The 26,879-nt window shown below is 45.3% G+C and carries 23 protein-coding genes and 1 pseudogene; 9 read left to right on the forward strand and 15 right to left on the reverse strand.

What is annotated here, in order from left to right; all coding sequences use genetic code 11:
• Positions 1–131: 131 nt before the first annotated feature.
• The 6 genes and pseudogenes from ACESPQ_RS20055 to ACESPQ_RS20080 all read left to right on the forward strand — a co-directional run bounded on the left by ACESPQ_RS20055 (position 132) and on the right by ACESPQ_RS20080 (position 5,515).
• Positions 132–545, forward strand: a complete 414-nt coding sequence (locus ACESPQ_RS20055) for a phage holin family protein (RefSeq protein ID WP_109771047.1) — start codon at positions 132–134, stop codon at positions 543–545.
• A gap of 1 nt (position 546) precedes the next feature.
• Complete coding sequence (locus ACESPQ_RS20060; protein ID WP_109771046.1) at positions 547–1,503, forward strand: N-acetylmuramoyl-L-alanine amidase; 957 nt, start codon at positions 547–549, stop codon at positions 1,501–1,503.
• Positions 1,504–1,688: 185 nt separating this feature from the next.
• A complete protein-coding gene (locus ACESPQ_RS20065; protein ID WP_109771045.1) occupies positions 1,689–1,910 on the forward strand; it encodes an SHOCT domain-containing protein in 222 nt (73 codons plus the stop codon).
• Positions 1,911–1,964: 54 nt separating this feature from the next.
• Positions 1,965–3,530, forward strand: coding sequence for a recombinase family protein (locus ACESPQ_RS20070; protein WP_373144828.1), 1,566 nt, complete (start codon positions 1,965–1,967; stop codon positions 3,528–3,530).
• Entirely contained in the window at positions 3,531–3,947 is a 417-nt protein-coding gene (locus ACESPQ_RS20075) for an integrase (protein WP_373144829.1), read from the forward strand. It begins immediately after the preceding gene.
• Positions 3,947–5,515 (forward strand): annotated as a pseudogene (locus ACESPQ_RS20080) (recombinase family protein). The gene ACESPQ_RS20075 and the pseudogene ACESPQ_RS20080 overlap by 1 nt, the downstream one beginning before the upstream one ends.
• A 285-nt stretch (positions 5,516–5,800) precedes the next feature.
• On the opposite strand, the gene ACESPQ_RS20085 reads toward ACESPQ_RS20080, so the two are convergent.
• The 13 genes from ACESPQ_RS20085 to htpG all read right to left on the reverse strand — a co-directional run bounded on the left by ACESPQ_RS20085 (position 5,801) and on the right by htpG (position 19,489).
• Complete coding sequence (locus ACESPQ_RS20085) at positions 5,801–5,938, reverse strand: hypothetical protein (RefSeq protein ID WP_181392552.1); 138 nt, start codon at positions 5,936–5,938, stop codon at positions 5,801–5,803.
• A gap of 218 nt (positions 5,939–6,156) precedes the next feature.
• Positions 6,157–6,531 (reverse strand): hypothetical protein, encoded by a 375-nt coding sequence (locus ACESPQ_RS20090; protein ID WP_109771042.1) that lies wholly within the window; start codon positions 6,529–6,531, stop codon positions 6,157–6,159.
• A complete protein-coding gene (locus ACESPQ_RS20095; RefSeq protein WP_181392551.1) occupies positions 6,524–7,411 on the reverse strand; it encodes a MerR family transcriptional regulator in 888 nt (295 codons plus the stop codon). The genes ACESPQ_RS20090 and ACESPQ_RS20095 overlap by 8 nt, the downstream gene beginning before the upstream one ends.
• 379 nt (positions 7,412–7,790) lie before the next feature.
• On the reverse strand, positions 7,791–9,155 hold the full coding sequence (rlmD, locus tag ACESPQ_RS20100) for a 23S rRNA (uracil(1939)-C(5))-methyltransferase RlmD (protein WP_109771040.1): 1,365 nt from the start codon (positions 9,153–9,155) through the stop codon (positions 7,791–7,793).
• Positions 9,142–9,759, reverse strand: a complete 618-nt coding sequence (locus ACESPQ_RS20105) for an HAD family hydrolase (RefSeq protein WP_002609824.1) — start codon at positions 9,757–9,759, stop codon at positions 9,142–9,144. Before ACESPQ_RS20105 ends, rlmD begins: the two co-directional genes overlap by 14 nt.
• A gap of 218 nt (positions 9,760–9,977) precedes the next feature.
• The gene (locus ACESPQ_RS20110; RefSeq protein ID WP_373144830.1) at positions 9,978–10,892 is read right to left on the reverse strand and encodes a sulfite exporter TauE/SafE family protein; all 915 of its coding nucleotides are present in this window, start codon (positions 10,890–10,892) and stop codon (positions 9,978–9,980) included.
• Between the two features lie 219 nt (positions 10,893–11,111).
• Positions 11,112–11,918 (reverse strand): pyrroline-5-carboxylate reductase, encoded by an 807-nt coding sequence (gene proC / locus ACESPQ_RS20115; RefSeq protein ID WP_257334993.1) that lies wholly within the window; start codon positions 11,916–11,918, stop codon positions 11,112–11,114.
• A 29-nt stretch (positions 11,919–11,947) separates the two neighbouring features.
• Positions 11,948–14,329 (reverse strand): trans-4-hydroxy-L-proline dehydratase, encoded by a 2,382-nt coding sequence (gene hypD, locus ACESPQ_RS20120; protein WP_118002788.1) that lies wholly within the window; start codon positions 14,327–14,329, stop codon positions 11,948–11,950.
• Between the two features lie 3 nt (positions 14,330–14,332).
• Positions 14,333–15,247 carry a trans-4-hydroxy-L-proline dehydratase activase gene (locus tag ACESPQ_RS20125; RefSeq protein ID WP_257334996.1) on the reverse strand — a complete coding sequence of 305 codons (915 nt, stop codon included), beginning with the start codon at positions 15,245–15,247 and terminating at the stop codon, positions 14,333–14,335.
• Positions 15,244–15,819, reverse strand: coding sequence for a helix-turn-helix domain-containing protein (locus ACESPQ_RS20130; RefSeq protein WP_002609816.1), 576 nt, complete (start codon positions 15,817–15,819; stop codon positions 15,244–15,246). Before ACESPQ_RS20130 ends, ACESPQ_RS20125 begins: the two co-directional genes overlap by 4 nt.
• 397 nt (positions 15,820–16,216) lie before the next feature.
• Entirely contained in the window at positions 16,217–16,621 is a 405-nt protein-coding gene (locus ACESPQ_RS20135; RefSeq protein WP_002609814.1) for a DUF2752 domain-containing protein, read from the reverse strand.
• 1 nt (position 16,622) lies between these two features.
• The gene (locus ACESPQ_RS20140; protein ID WP_002609812.1) at positions 16,623–16,949 is read right to left on the reverse strand and encodes a DUF4234 domain-containing protein; all 327 of its coding nucleotides are present in this window, start codon (positions 16,947–16,949) and stop codon (positions 16,623–16,625) included.
• 596 nt (positions 16,950–17,545) lie between these two features.
• Positions 17,546–19,489 carry a molecular chaperone HtpG gene (htpG, locus tag ACESPQ_RS20145; protein WP_109771035.1) on the reverse strand — a complete coding sequence of 648 codons (1,944 nt, stop codon included), beginning with the start codon at positions 19,487–19,489 and terminating at the stop codon, positions 17,546–17,548.
• A 454-nt stretch (positions 19,490–19,943) separates the two neighbouring features.
• On the opposite strand from htpG, the gene proB reads away from it, so the two are divergent.
• Both proB and ACESPQ_RS20155 read left to right on the forward strand, forming a co-directional pair.
• Positions 19,944–20,738, forward strand: a complete 795-nt coding sequence (gene proB / locus ACESPQ_RS20150) for a glutamate 5-kinase (RefSeq protein ID WP_002609807.1) — start codon at positions 19,944–19,946, stop codon at positions 20,736–20,738.
• A complete protein-coding gene (locus ACESPQ_RS20155) occupies positions 20,739–21,986 on the forward strand; it encodes a glutamate-5-semialdehyde dehydrogenase (protein ID WP_002609805.1) in 1,248 nt (415 codons plus the stop codon).
• Positions 21,987–22,341: 355 nt separating this feature from the next.
• Here ACESPQ_RS20155 and ACESPQ_RS20160 read toward each other — a convergent pair whose 3' ends face one another.
• Entirely contained in the window at positions 22,342–23,337 is a 996-nt protein-coding gene (locus ACESPQ_RS20160) for an isocitrate/isopropylmalate dehydrogenase family protein (protein ID WP_002609803.1), read from the reverse strand.
• A 1-nt stretch (position 23,338) separates the two neighbouring features.
• On the reverse strand, positions 23,339–24,673 hold the full coding sequence (locus ACESPQ_RS20165) for a citrate synthase (protein ID WP_109771034.1): 1,335 nt from the start codon (positions 24,671–24,673) through the stop codon (positions 23,339–23,341).
• A gap of 120 nt (positions 24,674–24,793) precedes the next feature.
• Between ACESPQ_RS20165 and ACESPQ_RS20170 the strand changes: the two genes are divergently transcribed.
• Positions 24,794–26,716, forward strand: a complete 1,923-nt coding sequence (locus tag ACESPQ_RS20170) for an aconitate hydratase (RefSeq protein ID WP_109771033.1) — start codon at positions 24,794–24,796, stop codon at positions 26,714–26,716.
• Positions 26,717–26,879: the final 163 nt, after the last annotated feature.

Here is a 26,879-nt window from a genome sequence, read left to right on the forward strand (position 1 = left end):
TCTATAGGAACATATTGATTGTTCTCTATACTGAATACTCTTTTTTTGTCAAGATACCTTAAGTTGATGACATTGCTATCAGATAGTAGCTGCTTTTTTTATAACAAATTTCAGAAATGGAGGAATTTATCATGAAAGAATTCTGGAACACGATTCAACTCATCTTTACCGGCATTGGCGGCTGGCTCGGCTACTTCCTCGGATGTTGGGATGGATTGCTCTACGCACTCATCGCATTTGTAGCCATCGACTATGTCACTGGCGTCATGTGCGCCATTAGCAATCACACCCTCTCCAGCGAAGTAGGCTTCAAAGGTATCTGTAGAAAGGTGCTGATTTTCTTGCTCGTTGGCATTGGCAGTATTCTTGATGCTCACGTCATCGGCTCTGGCAGCGTTCTTCGTACAGCAGTCATCTTCTTCTACATTTCCAATGAAGGTGTCAGCATTCTGGAAAATGCAGCCCGTCTCGGACTTCCGGTCCCTGAAAAAATCAAGGTCGTATTAGAACAGCTTCATGACAGAAGCGCAAAGGAGGAAAACTAACATGGCTTACACAAACAGCAAAATGGTAGCGTATACCAAACTGAGTCCAAATCATTCTGGACAGAGAACTCATTCCATTGACCGCATCACACCTCACTGTGTTGTGGGTCAGTGTACTGCAGAAGGCCTTGGTGACTGGTTTGCCAAGGCCTCTACGCAGGCATCCAGCAACTACGGTATCGATAAAAACGGCAGAGTCGGCTTGTATGTCGAGGAGAAGAACCGTTCTTGGTGCTCCTCTTCCAATGCCAACGACCAAAGAGCCGTTACCATCGAGTGCGCTTCTGATACCAAGGAGCCTTACTGGATGAACGATAAAGTCTACGCATCTCTCATCAAGCTCTGCGTGGATATCTGCAAGCGTAACGGTAAGAAGAAGCTCTTATGGTTTGCCAATAAGGACAAGACCTTAAATTATGTACCGAAGTCTGATGAGATGGTACTTACTGTCCACAGATGGTTTGCGAACAAGTCCTGTCCGGGTGACTGGCTCTATGCCAGACTTGGAGATTTGGCTACGAAGGTTACCGCAGAGCTTTCTGGAACTACTTCTGGTAGCGGCAGCACTGCTCCTACCACTCAGATGTACCGTGTACGCAAGTCTTGGTCTGATGCCAAGAGTCAGATTGGAGCTTATAAGGTACTGGACAATGCCAATAAAAAGGTAGACGAGAATTCTGGCTACAAGGTTTTTGATGCCTCTGGAAATGTTGTCTACCCGGTAGCATCCACACCGGCACCCACTCCTTCCAAGGACACTTCCTATAAGGTTCAGGTCAGCATCGCCAATCTGAATATCCGTAAGGGTCCGGGTACCAACTACGACAGAACCGGTCAGTTCACTGGCAAGGGCATCTTTACCATTGTTCAAGAGTCCAAGGGAGCAGGCGCTACTCTTTGGGGTAAGCTCAAATCCGGAGCTGGATGGATTTCTCTTGATTTTGCAAAGAAGTTATAAGGCACACCTTTTCACAGGGTCTGTGGGAGTTATCTCCTGCGGGCCCTCTTTTTTTATTTTTGATGGCTCAAAAGCTCACTTCACCTCCATTGGATAGTGGAGGCAGATAATTTTATCTTTTTTCGGCCAAACCACTATCTCGCCTCCATTTAGTAGTGAGGAACTTCCTCAGATTGGAGGCAATTATGCAAGAGAATATCACAACATCAATTCCGGTTTCTGCTGCTCCTAAGCCCATCCAGCAGGCCGATATCGAACAGGATTATAACTTCTTTCAGGCGCAGAAAGTGGCTGAAAACATGCTGGAGCTTGGACTTATTTCCTTGTCAGAGTTCAACAAATTATCGCTGAAAATTCGTGAGACATTCTCTCCATTTTGGGTGGAGATTATGCCAGAAATCCGTTGATATATAAGGCTTTCAGAGCTAATATGTGACACTAACGAAGGGAGGTGAACTACCGTGAAGAAGGTAACAAAAATCGAAGGTGCACAGAATAACATCACTATAAAAAAGAAACTCAGAGTTGCTGCCTACTGCCGTGTTTCGACAGGCAGTGATGCCCAGCTGGAAAGTCTGGAAGCACAGAAAGCCCATTATGAGCGATACATCAATTCCCGTGAGGATTGGCAGTTCGCCGGTCTCTACTTCGATGAAGGTATCACAGGAACCAAGGCTGAAAAACGTCCGGAGTTACTTCGCTTGATATCAGATTGTGAAGCAAAGAAAATTGACTTTGTTATCACCAAATCCATCAGCCGCTTTTCTCGAAACACGACCGACTGCTTGGCACTTGTAAGAAAACTGCAGAGCTTGGATATTCCGCTTTCCTTTGAAAAGGAAAATATAAACACCGGCTCAATGGAAAGTGAGCTCTTCCTTGCCATTCTCAGTAGTATGGCTGAAGGTGAATCCACTTCCATTTCCGAAAACGCCAAGTGGTCCATTAAGCGCCGCTTCCAGAACGGAACCTTCAAGCTGAGCTATACGCCCTACGGCTACGATTGGGACGGAGAAAATATGGTCGTCAATCCAGCACAGGCCGAAATTGTAAAAAAGATATTTGCTGATGTCCTCTCCGGCAAAGGAACTCAGGCTATCGCTGATGAGCTAAATGCAGATGGTATTGCGTCCAAGAAAAACAGCAAATGGACCGCTACTACCATTCGAGCCATCCTTGCCAACGAGAAATATACTGGTGACGTTATTTTTCAAAAGACCTATACCGATGAGAACTTCAATCGTCACATCAATTACGGTGAGGTTGACCAGTACATGGCTCCAGACCACCATGAAGCGATTATCAGCCATGAAGATTTTGACGCTGCTAATGCACTGGTCGCACAAAGAGCTTCTGAGAAAGGTATCGAAAAAGGCAATAGTAAATACCAGCAACGCTACGCATTCTCAGGAAAAATCATTTGCGGAGAATGTGGCGACACCTTCAAGCGCAGGATTCATACCTGCACTACCTACAAGTATGTCGCATGGGCTTGCAATACCCACCTGAAGGATAAGGCCACCTGCGGCATGAAGTATGCAAGGGATGATGAGATAAAAGCTGCATTTATAACGATGCTGAACAAGCTCATCTACGGGCATCGCCTAGTACTTGCTCCTTATCTGAAAGCCCTTGAGAATTCTTCTGGAGATGAAGCGGTACAGCGAATTCAGCACTTGGAGCTTTTTCTGGCCCAGAATAGCGAGCAGCGAGAAACCCTGACAAAGCTGATGGCACAAGGCTATATTGACCAGATTTTATACAATCAAGAAACAAATGCCCTCCTCCTGCAGGCAGAGACTTACCGCTCTGATATTGAAGCTATCACCATCTGCATGACCGGTGACTCAGTAAAGGTTACAGAAACAAACCTGCTGCTCCACTTCGTATCTCATACCGAAATGTTGACAGCCTACAATGAGGAGCTTTTTGAAAGCTACGCAGACCACATTGAGATTACCGGAAGAAATGAAATCAAGTTTGTGTTGAAATGTGGACTGACATTCACAGAAAGGATTGGTGATTAAATGGGACACACACCCTTTGGCTATCGGATTGAAAACGGCACTGCCGTCATTGATAAACCTGCTGCCACTAAGCTCCGACAGCTCTATAAGAATTATTTGAGTGGTATGTCCTTATCGAAGGCAGCTGCAGAAGCCGGAATTCCAACCTATCATGGAACCGCTAAGCGATTGATGGAAACAGCCCATTATCTTGGTGATGACTTCTACCCAGCTATCATTGATAAGGATACTTACCAGAAAGCGCAAGAAGAGCGTATACGCCGGGCCACTAAGCTCGGACGGAATAATAAGAAAACACAAATGAGGAAAATACAGATACCTACCCACTTTTATATGAAAGACGGTGTTGTCTTACATGATAACCCCGTCAGACAAGCGGAATACCTGTACAGCCTCATAGAAAGTGAGAGTCAATAATGGGAAATGTAATGCTGATTCCTGCGAGACGCCAAGTTGGAAGTAACGCTCGCAAGAAGGAAGAAGAAAAACCGAAGCTCCGAGTCACAGCGTACTGCCGTGTCAGTACAGACAGCGATGAGCAGGCTACCAGCTATGAAGCTCAGGTAGAACACTATACAGAATATATTCAGAAGAACCCGGATTGGGAATTCACCGGAATCTATGCCGATGACGGCATCTCCGGCACCAACACCAAAAAGCGTGAAGAATTCAACCGCATGATTGATGACTGCAAGGCCGGTAAAATTGATATGATTATTACCAAGTCTATCAGCCGATTTGCCCGAAACACTCTGGACTGTCTGAAATACATCAGAGAACTCAAGGACATGAATATTCCGGTCATATTCGAGAAGGAATCCATAAACACAATGGATGCCAAAGGAGAAATCCTAATCACCATCATGGCATCACTGGCCCAACAGGAATCACAATCCTTGAGCCAGAACGTGAAGATGGGCATCCAGTTCCGCTATCAGCAAGGCAAGGTACAAATCAACCACAATCGTTTTCTTGGATACACGAAGGACGCGGACGGCAACCTCATAATTGACCCAGAACAAGCAGAAATCGTAAAGCGTATTTATCGAGAATACTTAGAAGGACTCAGCATGGATAAGATTGCCGCCGGGTTGGAGCGTGATGGTATTCTTACCGGTGCAGGAGGAAAAAGGTGGCACACAAGCACTATCAACAAGATCCTGCGCAATGAGAAATACATCGGCGATGCCCTGCTCCAGAAAACCTACACAACTGACTTTCTGAACAAAACCAGAGTCAAGAATAACGGTCTCGTTCCTCAATACTATGTAGAAGGTAACCACGAAGCTATTATTCCGAAAGACATTTACTTACAGGTTCAAGAAGAACTAGTCCGCAGGCGAGTGGTCAAAACCAGTGCCAATGGCAAGAAACGTAGCTATAGCTGCAATCACTGCTTCTCCCAAATCATTATCTGCGGAGAATGTGGTGAAATGTTCCGAAGGCTCCACTGGAACAATCGTGGAGTTAAATCTATCGTCTGGCGTTGCATCAGCAGGCTGGAATCCACTGGACTGGAATGCCACGCCCGAACCATCAATGAGCTGGTTCTTCAGGATGCCGTCGTCAAGGCAATCAACCAGATGCTTGGAAACAAAAGTAGCTATCAGGCACAGCTGCAGCTTAACATCGCTTCGGTTATCCGAGCTTCGCAGGCCACTTCCGTTGAGAACATCGACGAGAAGCTGATGGCCCTGTAACAAGAGCTCATCCAGAAAGCCCAGAGCAAAGAAGCCTACGACGAGATTGCTGATGAGATTTTCAGACTCCGAGAGCTCCGCCAGCAGACAACAGTCGATACTGCTGCAAGGGATGAGCAAATAAAACGAATCAACGATCTGCAGGATTACATCTCCCAGCAGACCACCCACCTCACCGACTTTGATGAGTCACTGGTACGACGCTGGGTCAAGCAGATAACCGTCTGGGATGACCATTTCACCGTGGAACTGAAATCCGGAGTGAGTATTGATATTCTGGCATAAGTCCATAGACACAAAAAGGCTCCTCACCACTAGAAACTAATCCGGTGATGGGGAGTTTTTCTTTTTTAGTCTTCCTCTGAGTAGTCACAGTTTGAGCATTCCCAAACTTCTCCATCCCAATGTAAGCAACCACCGCATTCAGGGCATGGACGAACTTCATCATCGTCATCCTCTAATTCGCCCGAACAATATGGACAATGGCTATATTCAGATTCATCATAGACTTTATCACAAAATGGACACTGCTGCATAATTCCGCCTCTTTTCTATCTTGTCATCTAAAAATTAATCTTCGTCGTTTGCATTCTGAGCAGATGTGGTTAAATCCATTATCTTTTGTTTATATGTATCTCCATCAATTTCCTCATCTGCATACTGTCTCATTAACTCATGAATCTGGTCTTTCAGTTCATCTCTGGTCATTTTTTCACCCCCTGTTAAAAAGGCATATTGCAATGTCTACAATAATAAGCCTTGCTATCTCTCATCTCATGACAATGAGGACATTCAACCAGATCCTCTTCTCCGTCAGAAGTTCTTGTTCTATGAGTACATCGAGAACAGTAAATCGTATCTCCTTCATCCCATAGAGTATTCTCATCTTCATTTCCACAGTTTGCACATCTCATAACAATTACCTCCTAGCACTCGAAATCTGATATATTCTTCAGCAATTCTGCTGACACAAAATAGGGATTATCATTATCGCCAATTTTTTCTATCAGAATAGCATCTTTATCTGATTGCAATACTCTAAATTGGTCTCCGATTTTAAATTCCAATCCCTCATTGCTCATACCCTCAGCTGTTACAGTATACATTTTTGTATTAACTATCTCCGACAATTGTTCTTTATTTTTCCTCTGTTTTATTGCTTTTACAGTACGTTTAACAGCCACCTCGCCGCCTTTATAAACCACTGCACCTGCTCCTGCTATCATTAAAACAAGGTTTTTAGGACCTCCGACCTTCTTTGCTGCAGTAGTTAACCATTGATATCCACCTAGATTACTCATTCTTTTCGCCTCCTCCATCTCGTCTACCATAGCGCATCTCTTCCTCGACTAATTCATCGTAATTTTTATAACCACCAAATATAGAAATCGCTTCAGCTATAAATTCACAATCCTCCTCACTATATTCACCAGCTTTTAACTTTGCAACATCACCTGCCAAATAGCTCGACGAATAAAATCGTGAAAACTGTTTTATGGTCATTTTTCCTTCCATACCATAAGCCTGGCCCAATATATTCTGATTTTCATATATGAGCTTAATCATTAATTGAATCTCTGGATGGTTAGCTCCCCGGGCCTTGCGCTTACAAATCGATTTAGGTAATACGTATTCTGCAAGCAACAAATCCAAGTCTGTATTTTTCATCATCTCTAATGCAGATAGCATACGTCCCAAATCACTATTATCCCATTCTTCGGTGGATTTTGATAACATCGTTTCAGCCAATTGTGCATATGCTTCACCTTGTGGATCCCCTGAAATATTCCATCTTTCAATGGCATCATCTTGAAAATCCTCAAACTTTACCTCACCCATTTTTTTAGGTCGTGATGGAAATCGCCCGGTTAGTTTAATGGTCTTCGCATATCCTAAATGGCGTTCCAGCTCTACCTTTTTTTCTTCTAACTGCTCTACCTTCTGAGATATAGAAGTATCGAAATCAAACTCATCATCAGAGACCATATCGCAAATTTCTTTAATTGAATATCCCATACCCTGTAAAACTCGTATCGTCCAAATGCGGTCTATATCATCATCGTCATAATCTCGATATTGACCACCCTTATTTTCAGGCATAAGACCAGCTTTCTCAAATACGCGAAGTGCCTTTCTTGTAACACCCAAGTTATCTTCAACCCATTTAACCTTATACCCCAATACCATCACCTCCTGTTGAATTCATTATACAACATTGTCCCAAGGGCAAAGCAATGGTTTTTTCAAAAAACGGATAAAAAAATTATGAAGCACATCATAATCCATACAGCTCCTCTTGTTTTCCGTATCAAACATCCAATCCACTGCCTACTACCCCTTCGAGTATCGAGTGGCTTGAACTGCGGTCAGCCTTGTTATCCATATCACTGCCACAACCCCTGACATCTAATCCACAGCCTAAACCCTACCACTCATTTTTTGCTGTCCGGCAAATTCGCTTAGTGGATATGTTTCCATATAAGAAAACCGAGCTTTTCGCAAGGCTCCTCTGATGATGCTTACCTCGCAAAAAGCCCGGAAATACGCCGCTTTCTGGCAATTATTTATCTTTTCTTGACATCAAACAGACCGTCTCCACATGCACGGTATGCGGAAATAAATCCACTGGAACCATCTCCCCCTGCACCCGATACCCCATACGCTCAAACACCTGCAAATCGCGTATCTGCGTCTGCGGATTACATGAGATATACAGTACCTGCCTTGGCTTCATCCGCACCAGACTTTTTATAAACTCCTCACAGCTCCCACTCCGCGGAGGATCCATAATCACCACATCCAGCCGCTTCTTCTCAGCCGCAAGCCTTGACATATAGCGCCCTGCATCATCACAGACAAAACGGATATTGTTGATCTGATTGATCTTTGCATTGATTCTGGCATCCTTTACAGCATCGCCGTTAATTTCCACACCGATCACCTGCTTCACGAAGCGCGACACATACATCCCGATTGTCCCGATGCCGCAATAAGCATCCAGCACCGTTTCCCCTCCATTCAGCTTCAGCAGCTCCACCGAACGCTGATACAGCACCTCTGTCTGCTCATGATTGATCTGATAGAAGGACTTTGCAGAAATACGGAAGGTCATGCCACACAGGACATCCTCGATATATCCGGGACCGTACAACACACGCTCCTCATCCCCTAAAACCACACTTGTTTTTCTGGTATTCACATTCTGCACAATCGTTGTAATCTGAGGATATCGCCTTCTTAATTCCTGTATGAAATTCTTTCTGGCCGGAAACACATTGGAATTCAATACAAGAACGATCATAATCTGCCCGCTCACTGCACCATAACGCATGACGACATGCCGGATAAGCCCTCTTCGCTTATCCTCATCGTACGGTTCAATACGCAGCTTTCCCATCAGCTCAACAATGCCCGCAATGATATCATCACAGACCTCAGGATGCAATAGACAACGCTTATAGGGAATAATACGGTGGGAAAATTCCTCATAAAAGCCTGCCTGAATACGACGCTGCTTATCCCTTTGAAAGCCGATAATCATTTTATTACGGTAATGCCACGGCTCCTCCATCGCTACGATTTCCTCTGCTTTAAGCTTTCCTATCTTAGCCTTTGCACATAGCGTCCGGATGCTGCGGTTTTTAAACTCCTGCTGACCCTTCGCATTCATATGCAGCAGCTGACAGCTTCCACAGCGCTCATAGATCGGACATTTTACCGCGATACGGTAAGGAGATGCTTTTTTTATTTCCACTATCTCTCCGATATATCCCTTCGCTATACGCCTGATAATCCGGACGCGTACCTCCTCCTGCTTCATTACATGGCGTACAAGCACGACGTCCTTTCCGCAACGCAGCAAGCCGTTATACGCTTCATCCATACCGGATATGACTCCGGTTACCATCTGATCAATTTTTAGCATGACATTCCTCTTTCAACAGCCTCTTCGCTTCTTTGATACATGACACATCACGAAACACTATACCATGAATGCCCAGCAGCTCTGCCTGCCTGACATTTTCCACATTATCATCCAGATAAAGAAGCTCCCCGGCGTTCAGCTCATAGCGCTGCAGCAGTACCTCATAAATATGGGGATCCGGCTTGTTGATTTTCTCCTCATAGGATAATACTGCCCCATCTGCGAGCGAAAAAAATCGCTGGGTTTTCTTCAGAAAATCCGCAGAATCCTGACTGATATTGGATAGGATATATACTCCATAGCCATCATCCTTCACCTGTTTCATGAACGCAATGCTTTCCTGCATCGGCTTCATCAGCTGCAGCCAGTTCTGCAATACGATATTCGTTTCCTCAAGCATATCCGGATATGCTTTGTGATATACTGCATACAAATCCTCCAGCATCCAGATACCCTGATCATACTTCTCCCAGGCCTCATGCGTAAATATGCGGCTGCATATACGATGTGTCCTATCTTCGCTTTGAAACCAGCGTTTAAAATAGGCTTCCGGCGCAAAGCTCATCAATACATTTCCTATATCAAATACAATATGCTTTATCATGTTCCTTACTCCTTGCTCTCTTACCTATTATACTATAAGAAGCCTCTGCTTCCCAGTCATCTTATACCGATATTACAAAAATCGGTTTGGTTGAAGGCATGACGATATGTGCATACTGCTTCGTATTGCGGCTATCCGGCAACTGCATCTCCTTTCTTAACATACCCGAAAACAAAAAGAGATCCTCACTTTATATAGCGGAGAATCTCTTTTCTATCTCAATCTACAATTTCCACTGCTTCAGCTTTTCCCGCTGTGGAATGCGCCTTCCCCTTGGAGAATCCGGCACGAAGCATAACTGTGGACGTATATACCGTTACACATACAACGATCCATTTCAACACATCCAGCGGCAGGGATTTAATCAGAAGGGATGCAACCAGTGTTGCAATCGATCCGAAAATCGCCATGGAAAGTGCTGATTTTCGATTATATGCGCCCTCCTTGATAAACTTCACAGATGCAGGCGGCATCAGGAAGGCACAGGAGCCCATCATGATTGGAAATGCCACATCCGGTGACATTCCCAGCAGATACACCAGTACCATACAAGGGTTGTACAGGCCGACACCTGCTGTCATCAATGCCCCCAGAATGAAATTAACAAAACCGGCAATTACCAGCTTTCCTCCTGCCAAACCAATGGCGTCGCCTCCGATTGGCATCAAATTTAAAAGGCTTGCCAGCATAATGCATGCTGTACATGCCAGAGCAAAGCCCATCACCAGGCGGATTTTTTTCTCTGACATACGGGAAACCACACCGGCTCCGAGAACTGCACCAAGCATTGCGGCAGCCAGCATGACAACGAGTGTCCATGCCTCTACCTTGACAACCGTTGTAAAAATCAGTGCCTGCAGCAACACAGGAATACAGTTAGCAACATTCATCGTTCCCGGAATCAGCTTATCCCGTGTCTGTTTCGTAAATTTCAGCAGTGCTGTCTGTGGAGCAAATGCTCCGATTCCCAGCGGATCAAAGAAATTAACCAGAGCACCGATAGCACCGGTCTTCCACCAGGAAGTATCCCCCTCAAACTCATCCTTGTGTTTGAACAGGTCATAAGCTAAAAATGCAGTGTATCCGATCAGCAGTGCGATCAGCAATCCAATAATAATAGTAGTAATATCCATAATCTTCTCTTTAACTCCCAATATACGCTCTTGCGTCTTCTCTGTTATTTAACTCCGATACTGCTTGACTGTTCATCACCGACGCGCTGTTCAGCATCCCTCTGTAACAGCACGCCGTCTGAGCTGGAGCAGGGATTGCATGCAAAGACATCCCTGCCCGCCGCAACTCCTTACCATAACCACATTGTGAATCACAGTCTTCATCCAAAATTCTTTTTCTTATTTTGACATCTCTCTCGATTTATCCGCACAAGCCTTCATGCCCTGCATAATACTGGAGCGAAATCCGGTTTCCTCCAGCTTTGCGACAGCGGCGATGGTTGTTCCTCCCGGTGAACATACCATATCCTTCAGCTCTCCCGGATGCTTTCCTGTTTCCAGAACCATCTGAGCACTTCCCAATACCGCCTGTGCCGCAAATTTATATGCCTGTGGTCTTGGCATACCTTCCACAACTGCAGCATCTGCCATTGCTTCAATCATCATATAAACATATGCCGGTGATGAACCACTGACTGCAGTTACTGCATCCATCAGGTGCTCTGAAACAATTTCACTCTTACCAAAGCTGTTGAAGATGGCCGTAATTTCTTCTGTTTCTTCCTTTGTCACATTCTTTGCAGGTGCAATGGCAGCCATTCCTTCTCCGACAAGCGCCGGTGTATTCGGCATCGTCTTCACGATTTTGATTTCTCTTCCAAACAAATGGGCAACAGCTGCAGAGGATTGTCCGGCAGCGATAACGACGATGATGACATCCTCCTTTACAACAGCCTTGATCTGGTCGATGACTACCGGATACAAAAACGGCTTAACAGACAGCACGATGATATCGCACACCTTTGCCAGCTCTGCATTATCCGTTGTCGTATGAACCCCATAGCTTTCCCTTACGCGTACAAGGCTATCCTCATTGATGTCGGATACATAAATATTCTCTCTGGCAGTCAGACCGGCTTTGATGATTCCCCCTATCATCGCACCGCCCATATTCCCGCTGCCGATAAATCCAATGGTCTTGTTCATAAATGTTTTTCCTTCTTTCCTAATATTGTTTATGCAAAGCTTTGTTCCGTACGATTGATGATTTCATCCTGCAGCTCCTTGCTCAGATTTCGGAAATGATCGGAGTATCCTGCAACACGTACGATCAGATCCCGGTATTCCGCAGGATTCTGCTGTGCCTTGATCAGTGTTTCACGATCGATGACATTAAATTGAATGTGGTGTCCGTCCATATTGAAGTAGGAGCGGATCAAATCCGCCATATTGCTTAAACCGTCTTCACCTGCAACAACACTTGGTGTAAACTTCTGATTCAGCAGCGTACCGCCGGTGGACAGATGATCCATTTTACTCGCGGAGCGAATAACAGAGGTCGGTCCGTTCACATCCGCTGCCTTTTCCGGAGAGATTCCCTCGCTGACCGGCTTATGTGCAAGACGGCCGTTTGGAGAAGCCAGCATGACCTCACCGAAATATACATGGCAGGTCGTTGGCAGCATATTGATTCTCCACTGACCGTTACGCATATTCGGACGACCTGTAATCGTATTCTTATAGAAGGTGAAGACCTCCTTCATAATCGCATCGGCATAATCATCATCATTTCCGTACTTCGGAGTCTTGCGGGATACCAGATTGAAGATACGCACATGCTCTTCTCCTTCGAAGTTGTCCTGCAATGCCCTCATCAGCTCACCCATGGTGAAATTCTTTTTGTCAAACACATTATATTTAATTGCGGATAAGGAGTCGGTTATCGTTCCGATTCCTACCCCCTGCAGGTAGTTCGTATTATAGCGTGCTCCTCCGGCATTGTAATCCTTACCGTTTGTGATGCAGTCATCCGTGATGATGGAAAGGAATGGTGCCGGCATGTATTTCGCATAGATGCGGGTAATCATATTGCTTCCCTTCACCTTGATATCCGCAAAGTGCTCAATCTGTTTTTTGTATGCGTCAAACAGCTCCTCATAGCTCTTGAAGTCTTCTGCTTCTCCAAGCTTTAACCCAAGCTGCTTTCCACCAACCGGATCAAGTCCGTTGTGCAGTGTGATTTCCAAAATCTTCGGCAGGTTGAAATATCCCTGCAGAATGTATGCCTCACGTCCGAAGGCACCGGTTTCCACACAGCCGGAGGTTCCTCCGCGCCGTGCATCCTCAATGGATTTGCCGGCATTCAGCAGCTCCTGAATGATAGCCTCCGTATTGTAGAAGGCAGGCTGCCCCCAGCCCTTACGGCTGATTTCACATGCTCTCTTGATAAATTTCATCGGTGTCTTTTTGGAAATCTGTACGTTGCTGGATGGCTGCAGCAGCTTCATTTCATCCATAACATCCAGAATCAGATAGGATACATCATTCACCCCGTCTTCTCCGTCCGGTGTGATTCCTCCGGTATTGATGTTTGCGAAATCCGTATAGGTGGAGGATTCCTTCAGCGTGATTCCCACCTTTGGAGGTGCCGGCTGATTGTTGAATTTCACCCACAGACATTCCAGAAGCTCCTTAGCCTTTGTTTTATCCAGACGTCCTGCTTCAATGTCTGCTTCATAAAACGGATTCAGATGCTGATCCAGACGTCCCGGGGAGTATGCATCCCATGGATTCAGCTCGGTTGTCACACCGAGGTGAACAAACCAGTACATCTGAATTGCCTGCCAGTAGGTCTGCGGCTTATGTGCCGGAACGACATCACAATTTACGGCAATCTGCAGCAGCTCTTCCTTACGTGCAGGATCACTTTCCGTTTCCGCAAGCTCTCTGGCCAGCGCTGCATAGCGTTTTCCCAGAATCATAATGGCATCGCACATAATGCTCATACCGCGCAGCTCATCGCGTTTTTCGATTGCCTCCGGATCCTTCAGGAAATCGATAGCAGCAATTGCCTTTTCAATGTCCTGCTGGTAATCCAGAAATCCCTTTGCGTAGATTTTCTCAGAACCGACCGTATGACCCGGACCACGCTGCTCCATAAATTCTGTAAATATTCCTGCTTCATAGCAGTCCTTCCATTCCTGTGACATGGAATTGATAATTTTATGACGGATGGAACGTTTTTCCCAGAACGGGATAATCGTTTCCTCCTGCTGCTTCATATCCTCATCACTGACCTTAAAGCAAATCAGCTCACGGTCATTCATAACCTTCATATCCTCCAGCGTGTGGCAGCACAGCTCCGGGAAAGTAGGCGTTGACTGCGGTCCTGCCCCCTTATCTCCGACAATCAGCTCGCCGTCTTCAATCGTGATGGTCTTGCGGGAAAAGATTTCCTTCATCGACAAAGCACGCAGCTCCGGGATCGATACCTCACCCTCGTATTTTTTGTAGGCATCCGTCATGAGCATAGCACGCTCCATAAAGATATGCGGTGTAGTTTCCTCGCTCTGCTTTCTTAGCTTCTTGATTCGATCATTCATTCCTCTGAGTTCCATTGTTTATCCTCCTATCTTCACCTGTTGAAAACCATGTTCCTCAAACAGAGATTTCAGCATTTCCATATGCTCCTGTGCCGGTACTCCCAAATCCGCTGCGGGATAGACGCGACCCAGCTTTTCATATTTGCTGCTTCCCGTATTGTGATACGGCAGCAGATTCACCTTGACGATTCCGATACGCTTTTTCAAATATGTAATGATATCCAGCATTGTATCCGCATCACTGTTCACCGGAACAACGACCGGTATGCGGATGTTGATATTCGCACGGCTGTCTGCCAGAAATTCCAGATTCTCCAGTATGACAGCGTTGGATTTTCCCATATACTTTTTATGCTTATCATCATCCAGCGTCTTGATATCGTACAGAAAGGTATCCACATACGGCAGCAAGCGCGCATAGCTTTCCTTTGGTGCATAGCCGCAGGTGTCAATCGCGACATTGTATCCCTTATCCTTCAGCTGTCTGCACAGCTCTTCCAGATAATCGATATCCTGCGTCATGACCTCTCCTCCGGAAAGCGTTACGCCCCCGCCGCTTTCCTCATAGAATTGCGCGTCCTTGTTTACGATGGTCATCAGCTCCTTAATGCTGTACTGCTTTCCGACGATTTCACGGTTATTGTGCAGGCAGTAATCCAGACAGTCTGCACATAGCACACATTTTTCCGTATCGGTATGTGCTGTTCCATCCTCCTCAATCGTAATGGCTCCATGACTGCACGCCTTCCTGCAATATCCGCAGCCACTGCATTTTTCGCGATTGAACATCAGCTCCGGTGCATACTTCTGACTTTCCGGGTTATGACACCACCAGCAGTTCAGCAGACAGCCCTTAAAGAATATCGTTGTACGGATACCATCTCCGTCATGCACAGAATATTTCTGAATATTGATTATGGTAGGCTCTTTCATAGCTTCTCCCCTGCTTCCTGAAAAAGGTTCGGTGTATTGATGGTGATAAATTTTACAACCTTGTTCGTCTGATTGCTCCAGTTATGCGTTCTTGTTGATTTATAATGGGCACAATCTCCCGGATACAGATCACAGATATCCTCCTCGATTTGTAGAGTCAGAATGCCTTCCAGCACATAGACGAATTCTTCACCCTCATGCGGATACGGCAGCGATTCCTCCACTTCCTTCTGTGGCAAAATCTCGACCAGCTTAGGCAGCATTTCCCCGCGATCAGCCATATTTGTCATTGCATATTCGATGATTGAGCTTCCCTCAATACGCAGAATTTCCCGCTCATAGCTGCGCAATACCGCTTTTTCCTTCGTTTTCGGCTGTTCCATGAAATACGTCATCTCAACCCCAAGCGCCTTTGCGACCTTCTTCAGCGTATCGTGAGCAATGGAGGTCAGTCCACGTTCCAGCTGAGACAGATAGCCGATGGAAAGCTCGGTAGCTTCACTGATATCCTTCAGTGTCATCTTATTTTCTGTCCGCTTCTGTTTGATAAGTTCACCAATATTTTTATTCATATACAGCAACACCTCTTTACATGATTATTATATATTTCACAAGTGAGGCTGTCTATCTTTTTAAGTAAAATTCTAATTAATTTACGTAAATTTTTGAATATACATGCATATTTTAACCTTTTATACAAGCAAAATACCCTATTTTTTACCTTATTCACTAAAATCATTCGGAACTTTTCAACGAAATAGCTGTAACCGTTATCACTTTTTCACAAACAGACCACATGGTCTTTCTATCATAACAAAAAAAAGCCGATATCTATCGACTTATCAAGCTCTCCTCTGTTGTTTGCTTTTCACATTTTTTCACAAGTTGGGATATCTCCTTTCATATACAAGGAAGCTTTTATAACAGGCATGCATACTTGTTATATTGCCGTGCAGGAAGAAGCTCTTCTCAAAAAAACAGCTGCAGCAGGCGAATAAGCGGTGCATGCTCATTCAGCTGCATAGGAGCATGGGGAAACACATAGAGCATTCGCCACAGGTATACTGCAAGCATAGTCCCCAGCAAAAGCACACTCATCACACGAAATACCCTGCCCTTCACAATACCTTCTCTGTTTCTCACAAAAAGCACTACACACATAGCGGCGTAAGGAAGCAGAAGGAATACAGCCGGATGGAAATACCAGGCGGCAGAAAGATTTCCTTTACACAGCCAGTATATGGCAGAAAACATATTGCAGCCCGGACATGGTATTCCAAATATCCGCTCAATCGGACAGAAGCTTCCGAAAACGAAGAGCACCAGAAACAGGATCACTCCGATTCCCAGTGCATTTTTTATATCACGGCTCATATCAGTACGTGCGATCAATCAAATCATTGATACTGCTTTGCATTATACAGAGCGATATAATCGGCAAGCCGAACACAGCTAACAGAACAGTGATCAAACTGTTATCCTCGGCTCCCATCGCATACAGCTTTTTGGAATATTTCCAGAAACAGAAAATCCCCCAGATACCACAGGTCACAATGGACAGCAGCAGATCGGTTATGGCGGTATCGTTTTCTCTTGCCCCGTAATTGATATCACTGAATATCTGTACCCATGCAATCAGATAGTAAATACCGCAGGTTATAATGGACAGCACAATAATGCCAAATATACTTCTTCGTCTCATACAGGCACCTCCCTCGTCGTATGATATGCTATATCCGGTAAAACCATACCCGTTACCGGAAGTGTTCTAATTGTACCATAGAATCAGGCTTCTGTGTGATAAAACAAATGTTTTCACAGGAATGAGCCATCCTTTGGTGCGTTCACACAGGGCATGCGGCAATCCTGCCTTCCTTAGCAGAGTACATCAGCTGATAGAACAGCAGGGTGCTTTCCTTTATCCCCTGACCCTGCAGCGTATTCAGCAGTCTTTCTTCCAATATAGCATACAGTCTCTCAGATTTCTATTTTCCATTATCATCGTATCATTTGCGTTCAGCTGATACAGCAGCATATATTTCCACTGGCTGTACGTTGATTCCTTGTCCCTTTCCATGATGTTTCCTGATATACCTCAGAAAGACAGCTTGTTTGTGAGTGCTGCTGATATACATGTATCACTGCCCGGGATTCTTTATATCTGTAAATATTCCGTCGCGTCATACAGGCTCTTCATCATTTTGTCCTGCTTCGAAATTTTGAAGGAATAAGAAAACCTGTCACAGTGCACAGCTTCACTGAAACAGGTTGTTTCCTTGTTTAAATTTTATAATGCTCTTATTTGCTGGCCTTTACCATGAAATCACAGATTTTCTTAGAGAATTCTGTAGGATTTTCAATCGGGAAGCCCTCAATCAGTAATGCCTGATCGTACAGTAAATCTGCATAATCCTTCACTGCATCCTTATCCTGCTCGTATACCCTCTGCAGGGCATTGAAGATTTCATGCTTCGGATTGATTTCCAAAATGCGGGATGCCTTCATACCATACGGATTTCCTTCCGGCATAGCACTTAACACCTTTTCCATCTCAAAGGACATGCCTTCCTCACTACTCAGACAAACAGGATCATCCACCAGGCGGGAAGAAATCTTAACATCCTTCACCTTATCCCCCAGCACTTCCTTAAGACCGCTTAACAGATCCTTATTTTCCTCAGCCTTTTTCTCCAGCTCCTTCTTTTCCTCTTCGCTATCAAGGTCCAGATCGCCCTGAGAAATGTTCTTAAAGGTTTTCTCTTTATAATTCATCAAAGCCTGAAGTGCAAATTCATCCACATTGTCTGTCAGATACAGGATTTCATAACCCTTTTCCTTCACCTTCTTGACCTGTGGCAGATTGTCAATCAGTTCCACCTTATCACCACTCATGAAGTAGATGTGCTCCTGCCCTTCCTCCATGCGGTTGATATATTCATCCAGTGTAACCAGCTTCTGTTCCTTGCTGGAGTAGAACATCAGCAGATCCTGCAGAGTTTCCTTGTTTGCACCGAAATCATTGTATACGCCGAATTTGATCTGCAGACCGAAATTCTTCCAGAACTTCTCATATTCTTCACGATCATTGCGCAGCATCAGCAGCAGCTCGGATTTGATTTTCTTTTCAATACGGTTAGCGATTACCTTCAGCTGACGATCGTGCTGCAGCATTTCACGGGAGATATTCAAAGAGAGATCCTGAGAATCCACCAGTCCCTTCACGAAACGGAAATGCTCCGGAATCAGCTCTTCCGCATTATCCATGATGAAGACACCACGGCTATACAACTGCAGCCCCTTCTTGTAATCCTGAGAATAATAGTTGAATGGTGCCTTACCCGGAATAAACATCAGTGTTGTAAAGGAAACTGCCCCCTCAACACTTGTATGAATCACCTTTTGCGGCTCTGTATAATCATTGAATTTACTCTTATAGAATTCATCATATTCTTCCTTTGTAATCTCGGATTTGTTTCTTTTCCACAGCGGAATCATGGAATTCAGCGTTTTCAGCTCCTTCACGGTTTCATACTTTGGCTCTGCAGGCTTGTCCGTATCCTCGTTTTCACCTTCCGCATCCTCTACGCGCTTACTGGATTCCACCCACATTTCGATTGGGTAACGGATATAGTCAGAATATTTTTTAATCAGACGCTCAATCTCATACTGCTGCAGATATTCATCATAATTCTCATCCTCCGTATTATCCTTCAGATAAAGAACAATCTGCGTTCCATGCTCGTCTTTTTCACATTCATCAATGGAATAGCCGTCTACCGCATTGCTACTCCACAGATATGCTGTTTCTTCCCCGTATTTCTTCGTCGTTACCTCCACGCGGCTCGCAACCATAAATGCGGAATAGAAGCCGACACCAAACTGTCCGATGATATCCACATCATCATTTTTCTCTGCCTCTTCCATCTCCTGCTTAAACGCCAGAGAACCACTCTTCGCAATCGTTCCCAGATTATCCTCCAGCTCATCCTTGTTCATACCCAGACCGTTGTCCCGGATGGTCAGGGTGCGGTTTTCCTTATCTGCCTCCAGATAAATTTTAAAGCCGGATGTATCCACATCACTCAGGTTATCTGACAGTGCCTGATAATACAGCTTGTCGATCGCATCACTTGCATTTGAAATCAGCTCTCTTAAAAAAATTTCCTTATGTGTATAAATAGAGTTGATCATCAGATCTAATAGACGTTTGGACTCAGCCTTGAATTGTTTCTTTCTCGCCATACGTAATTACCTCCTGTTAGCACTCGCTCTTTAAGTCTGCTAATAGTATATGCCAATATTTTAGCACTGTCAATAGGTTAGTGCTAAAAACCATAATTTTTTCATAGAAAAGCATTTCCTTTTCCTGAGCTACTATACAGATGATCATAAGGCTGCAAATGAAGGGAAGACAAATCAACAGCCATAGGATCTCTCAGAATTTATCCCGTGAACATAAAAAGCCTGCACTGATCATGACAGCATACATAGTTCGCCAAAATGTATACGATAAAACACTCGGCTGCCTGCGGAAGCGGAAGAGTGCAGAGGTATACCTACAGCATTTATCCTGTTATCCGGTGCTTTTAGCAACAATATCCACTGCAACCATAAAATATAATATATAGAAAGCATTGCGTCTTTGATTCTTCTTGGGTATAATAGAAGAAACAATTTTCAAAGGAGTTGTAAATAAATGAAAGATATGAAACAAATTAAAAGAATCGTTGTCAAAGTCGGCTCCTCCACGCTGACACATCCCGGCGGAGGCTTGAATTTTCAACGCATAGATGCTTTAGCTATGGTACTGAGCGATATAAAAAACAGAGGATTGGATGTTGTTCTGGTAAGCAGTGGGGCGGTTGCGGCAGGAGTTGCCAAGATGCAGATGCGCAAGCGTCCGGAGCTGATGCGAGAAAAACAGGCGGCAGCATCCGTAGGACAATGTGAGCTGATGTTTATCTATGATAAATTCTTTTCCCAATACGGTCAAAGCATCGCACAGCTGTTACTCACCAAAACCGTCACCAAAAATGAAGTATTGCGCGCAAACGCCGTAAATACTCTGGAGACACTGCTGGAATATGGTGTCATTCCCATCGTCAACGAGAATGACAGTGTGGCCGTTGATGAAATCGCCTATGGAGATAACGATACACTCAGTGCAGTCACCGCCTATCTGACCAATGCCGATCTGCTGGTGCTGCTATCTGATATCGACGGACTGTTTAACGATGATCCCATGAAAAACAAGGATGCCCGGTTGATTCCGGTCGTAAGAGCTATTGATGATACCGTCTTCCGCATGGCAAAGGGAGCCGGTTCCTCCCGCGGTACCGGAGGTATGGTTACCAAAATATCTGCGGCACAGTTCGCGAATGAGCATGGTATCCCGATGATCATCGCAAATGGACGGCAGCCGTCGATTTTATATGATATTCTGCGTGATGATTACCGCGGAACGCTGTTTACTATGAGGGAGGAAATGTAAATGAAAACACTGACAGAGCTGGGAAAAGCCTGTAAACAGGCCTCACACCAGATTATGAATGCGGACAGGAAGCAGAAGGATGCGCTTTTAAACACGATTGCAAAGCAGCTGGAGCAGGATATCCCTGCCATTCTGGAAGCAAATGCACAAGATATAAAAAACGCAAGGGAAAACGGGATGGCGGAAGGGCTGATCGACCGCATGCTGCTGAATGAAGCGCGGATGCGGCAAATCATAGAAGGGATCCGTCAGGTATGTGCATTACCGGATCCCATCGGTGAAATCACGGATATGCATACCACAGAAAACGGATTGCAGATCGGTACGATGCGTGTTGCACTGGGCGTCGTCGGCATGATTTATGAAGCAAGACCGAATGTGACTGTGGATGCGGCGGTTCTGTCTTTAAAGGCCGGCAATGCAGTCATGCTGAGGGGCAGTAAGGATATTCTGCAAAGCAATCTGGTAATCGCAGGCAGCATGCGAAGAGCTGCGGCTGCATGTGGATTCTCTGCGGATATCATCACGCTTCTCGCGGATACCTCACGGGAAACGGCGACTGCCTTTATGAAGCTACATGCATATCTCGATGTACTGATTCCCCGCGGCGGTGCCGGACTGATCGCCAATACGGTTAAAAATGCAACCGTACCCGTGCTTGAAACAGGAACCGGAAACTGCCATGTCTACGTCGATAAGGATGCAGATACAGCCAAGGTGATTCCTATTATCATCAATGCCAAGACACAGCGGACAAGCGTATGCAACGCATGTGAAAGCATCCTGCTTCATAAGGATATCAGTGACAGTTTCATTCAGGAGCTGCTTGCGGCTCTAAAGCAATATCATGTCAAAATTCATGCAGATTCTCGTATCTGCCGTCTGGATACAGCCTGTATTCCGGCAACGCAGGAGGATTACGGACGCGAATATCTCGATTTGGAAATCTCTATCAAAACAGTGTCCTCCATCGAGGAGGCAATCTCCCATATCAACACCTATTCCACGCATCACAGTGAAGCCATCCTTTCCGAAAATTACACATCGGTTAAAAAGTTTTTAAAGGAAGTCGACAGCGCCTGTGTATATGCCAACGCATCCACACGCTTTTCGGACGGATTTGAATTTGGTCTGGGAGCGGAAATCGGAATCAGCACACAGAAGCTGCACGCACGCGGACCGATGGGGCTGCAGGCTTTAACAACCAAGAAATACATTATTCTGGGAGAAGGACAGATACGTCCCTGATCCTTTTTCTCCGTATAGCAAAAAGGACTTCATACGAGGTCCTTTTTTCAATTCTATCAGCTTCACTTTTGCGATTACAACCGGGATACTTCGGCTATCTAGATACCGTAGAGGATTCCCTATGCTGCGCTATTCCCCCCCCTCGGCTAGCGCAATCCCTTCTTCCTGCGGCTTACCTTCCTATCCGACTATGGCCTGTGGCTACTCTGATATCCCTATCTATATCACGCAAACAGAAGCAAGACGTGCAAAGCGTAGTCATTGCGCTTATCATACAGCAGCTTCACAGACTCCTTCATGAAAGCAGCCGCATCCTCCCTGCAGATACGGCTGCTTCTATTTATCTTTATCGCTATTATAATTTTGCTATAACAGCATCACGATATGCTTCCGTTGTAGAATTCCCATGCAGATCAGGTGTCAGATGTTTCTTTTCCATCAGCACCGCATTCACCGCTTTACGAATTTTCGCTGCGCATTCCGCTTCCTGTAAATGCTCCAGCATCATACAGGCAGACCACAGCAGTGCTGTCGGATTTGCGACATGCTTTCCTGCGATATCCGGGGCAGAGCCGTGTACCGCTTCAAACATTGCATATTCTGTCCCCATATTACTGCTCGGAAGAAGCCCCAGACCACCGATCAGACCGCTTGTCAGATCGCTTACAATATCACCGTACAGATTCGGCATCACCAGAACATCAAAGGTTTCCGGACGCATAACCAGCTGCATACACACATTATCCACAATTTTATCATCTGCTTCAATATCCGGATATTCCTTTGCTATTTCCTGAAAAATGGAAAGAAACATGCCGTCACTCATTTTCAGTATATTTGCCTTATGTACGCAGGTAACCTTTTTTCTGTCATTCGCCCGCGCATATGCAAAGGCATCCCGTATGATGCGTGTACTTGCCTTACGTGTAATAATTTTAGTCGCATGCACCGTATCTGCATCAATCTGTTCCTCTACACCGACATATAGATCCTCGGTATTCTCACGGAAGGTCACGATATCCACATGTTCAAACGGTGTCTTGACAGCCGTATTGGATTTGGCGGGCCGTATGTTCGCATACAAATCATATTTGTTTCGGAGTGTAACATTCAGGGAACGAAATCCCTTTCCGATCGGTGTTGTAATCGGAGCCTTCAACAGGATACGGTTTTTCTCAAAGGATGCAAATGCCGCATCCGGAATCAGCTTCCCGTTGCGTTCATATTCCGCTTCTCCGACCGCAAAGCATTCATAAGCAAGCGGTGCCTTTGCCGCCTCCAGAATCCGTATGACCGCATCCACGATTTCCGGTCCGATACCGTCTCCCTTAAATACTGTAATCGTTCTCATTTCATCTGTCCTCCATCTTTACATATTGCTTCACACTGCCGACATATTTCGTTGCCGGACGCATAATTCTTCCATCATATTCCTTATTTTCAATATTGTGGGCAAGCCAGCCGACGGTTCTTGCCATGACGAACAACGGCGTAAACAAATCCTCCGGTATCCCCATCATGCCATATACAAAGCCACTGTAGAAGTCCACATTACTGGATACATGCACACCCTTAACATCCAGAATGACATCCTTTGCGCACTGCTCAAAGCGCTGATAGAATTCATACTCCTTGACCTTTCCCTTTTTCTCGGCAAGCTTTTCGATATATTCCTGCAATACCTCACTTCGCGGATCACTCAGCGTATAAATAGCATGTCCCATGCCGTATACCAGACCGCTGTAATCGTAAAACTGTTTATGCAGGATGCGGTAAATCAGTGCCTTGATTTCAATATCATTTTCACAATAGCCGATTTCCTCTATAACGGCACGCATCATACCGCTCACCTTCAAATTGGCACCGCCATGCCTTGGCCCCTTCATACTTCCGATTGCCCCGACCATGGAGGAATAAAAATCCGTACCGGTAGAGGAAATCACCACATTGGTAAACGTTGAGTTATTCCCACCGCCATGATCCGCATGTACGATCAGCATCATGTCCAGCAGCTTTGCCTCCAGATCGCTGAATGCATGGTCCTTGCGCAGCATATACAAAATATTTTGCGCAATGGAAAGATGCTCCTGTGCCGGATGGATCACCAGACTTTCCTTATTATATCGGTGCATTTTGCTCTGATAGGCATAACAGATAATGGAGGGCAGCTTGGCAAGAATATTCAAACCCTGCTCCAGTGTATTTTCCACCGATATGTTATCCGGGGCATCATCATAATCATATAAGGCAAGCACTGCCTGCTGCAGACGGTTCATCAGATTCTTTCCCGGCATATGCAGAAATTTGGATTCCAGAAAATCATCCGGCAGCTCATAATGCGCACGCAGATAGCCGCAGAACTCCTGCAGCTCCTCCTTCTTCGGAAGATAGCCGAAGAGTAATAAAAAGCAGGTTTCCTCATACCCGCAAATCGTTTCATAATTTCTGCCATGGATTATATCCCGCAGCTCTATGCCCCGATAGTACAGCTTTCCTATATCATCCGTTTTTACTTCCTCAACATATTTATAACCGACAACGTCTGCAATTTTCGTAAGTCCGACACGTACACCGGTTCCATCTTCATTACGCAGCCCCTTTTTAATATCGTATTTGCGAAACAGATCATTTGCGATATCATTGTGCTCCCGCGCCTTCTGGTAAAAAGAATTCAAATGCTCATTCATTTCCTCTACCTCCTTTTACAGTATTCTTTCACCATTATATCATAATTTTCATAAATTCAATGAAATATTTTCATTTTTCATGATATAATATTCCATGTATACGAGAAAGGAAGGGAAGTTATGCCAACAATAACCGAAAAAATCATACAGAAGCATCTGGTAGAAGGGGTGATGGAGCGAGGAAAACCCATCGCAATCCGTATCGATCAGACACTGACACAGGATGCCACAGGAACCATGGCTTACCTGCAGCTGGAGGCGATGGGTGTGGATCAGGTCAAAACCGATCTGTCTATCAGCTATGTCGACCATAATACATTACAAAGCGGCTTTGAGAATGCCGACGATCACAAGTATTTGCAGACAGTGGCAATGAAGCACGGTGTCCGCTTTTCACGTCCTGGTAACGGAATCTGTCATCAGGTTCATCTGGAGCGCTTTGCGAAGCCGCAAGCCACTCTTTTGGGAAGTGATTCCCATACCCCGACAGCGGGAGGTATGGGGGCCTTGGCCATTGGAGCCGGTGGTCTGGATGTTGCCTGTGCCATGGCCGGCATGCCGTTTCATCTCAATATGCCGAAAATTATCAATGTTCGTTTGCACGGCTCCCTCACAAAGGGTGTCAGCTCCAAGGATATCATATTAAAGGTATTACAAATACTGAGTGTAAAAGGCGGTGTGGGGAATGTGATAGAATACAGCGGAGACGGTGTTCTCAGTCTGAGTATTCCACAGCGTGCCACCATTACCAATATGGGTGCCGAGCTTGGTGCGACGACTTCGATTTTCCCAAGTGATGAAGTCACACGGGAGTTTTTAAAGAAACAGCAGCGCGAGGATGCTTATGAGGAGCTTAAAGCTGATGCGGATGCTGTGTATGATGCTGTCATAGATATTGATTTGAATACGCTGGAGCCGATGATTGCCATGCCGCATTCTCCGGACAATGTCCTTCCCATTCATGAAGTGCTTGGTCTGAAGGTAGATCAGGTTGCCATCGGAAGCTGCACGAACTCTTCCTATATGGATATGATGAGTGTTGCCGGTATTTTGAAGGATAAAACCGTAGATTCGAATGTCAGTCTGGTTATATCTCCGGGCTCCCGGCAGGTATTGCATATGATTTCGCAAAACGGCGGCCTTTCCGATATGATTTCCGCCGGTGCCAGAATTCTGGAATCCACCTGTGGACCCTGTATCGGCATGGGGCAGTCACCGATCACCAATGCGCTCTCCCTTCGTACCTTCAACCGGAATTTCTATGGAAGAAGCGGTACGCTGAGTGCCAAGGTATGCCTGGTTTCCCCGGAAACTGCAGCCGCAAGTGCATTGCATGGTTATATTGTAGATCCGCGTACTGTGAGCTATGAGCTGCCGCAGGAGCCGCAGTCCTTTACCGTCGATGATTCCATGATTATCATTCCGGATGCAGAAGCAGCTGCCAAAACCGATGTTGTGCGCGGTCCGAATATCAAGCCGCTGCCGATCAATACGCCGCTTGCGGATCGCATTGACAAGCGGGTCATGATTAAGGTAGGTGACAATATCACCACCGATCACATCGCCCCGGCAGGAGCAAAGGTATTGCCTTACCGCTCCAATATCGAAAAAATCAGTGAATTTATTTTCATGAATGTGAAAGAAAGCTTCCATGACGACTGTTTACGCAACGGTGGAGGCTTCATCATCGCAGGTGCCAACTATGGACAGGGCAGCTCCCGTGAGCATGCTGCATTAGCCCCGATGTATCTGGGAATCAAAGCGGTGATTGCCAAGAGCTTTGCACGTATCCACCGTGCCAATCTGATCAATTTCGGTATCATTCCATTTACCTTCTGCAATGAGACGGATTATGATTCCATTGATGAAATGGATGAGTTAACAATGACGCACCTGCATACATTGACAGAAAATACACCGGTAGAGGTCATGAATATCACGAAAAACAGCAGCTTTTCAGTCACACACAATCTGACACAGCGTGATATAGAAACAATTTTGGCCGGAGGCACACTGAATTTGATTCGTCAGAAGCAAATCTGATCCATCAGGTATTTCAACACACAAACAAAACAGTTAATGAATGGGTGCAGGCACTTAAAGCTTGCACCTTTTTACAGACTGTTTTCCCCATTCTCGTATGGTAGAGCTTTTATTTGCATATTTTCCAATACAATCTTGAGGCTAGGGGATCTAAATAACAAGT

Source organism: Clostridium sp. HGF2 (assembly GCF_964240115.1).
Taxonomy (GTDB): Bacteria; Bacillota_I; Bacilli_A; order Erysipelotrichales; family Erysipelotrichaceae; genus Clostridium_AQ; species Clostridium_AQ innocuum.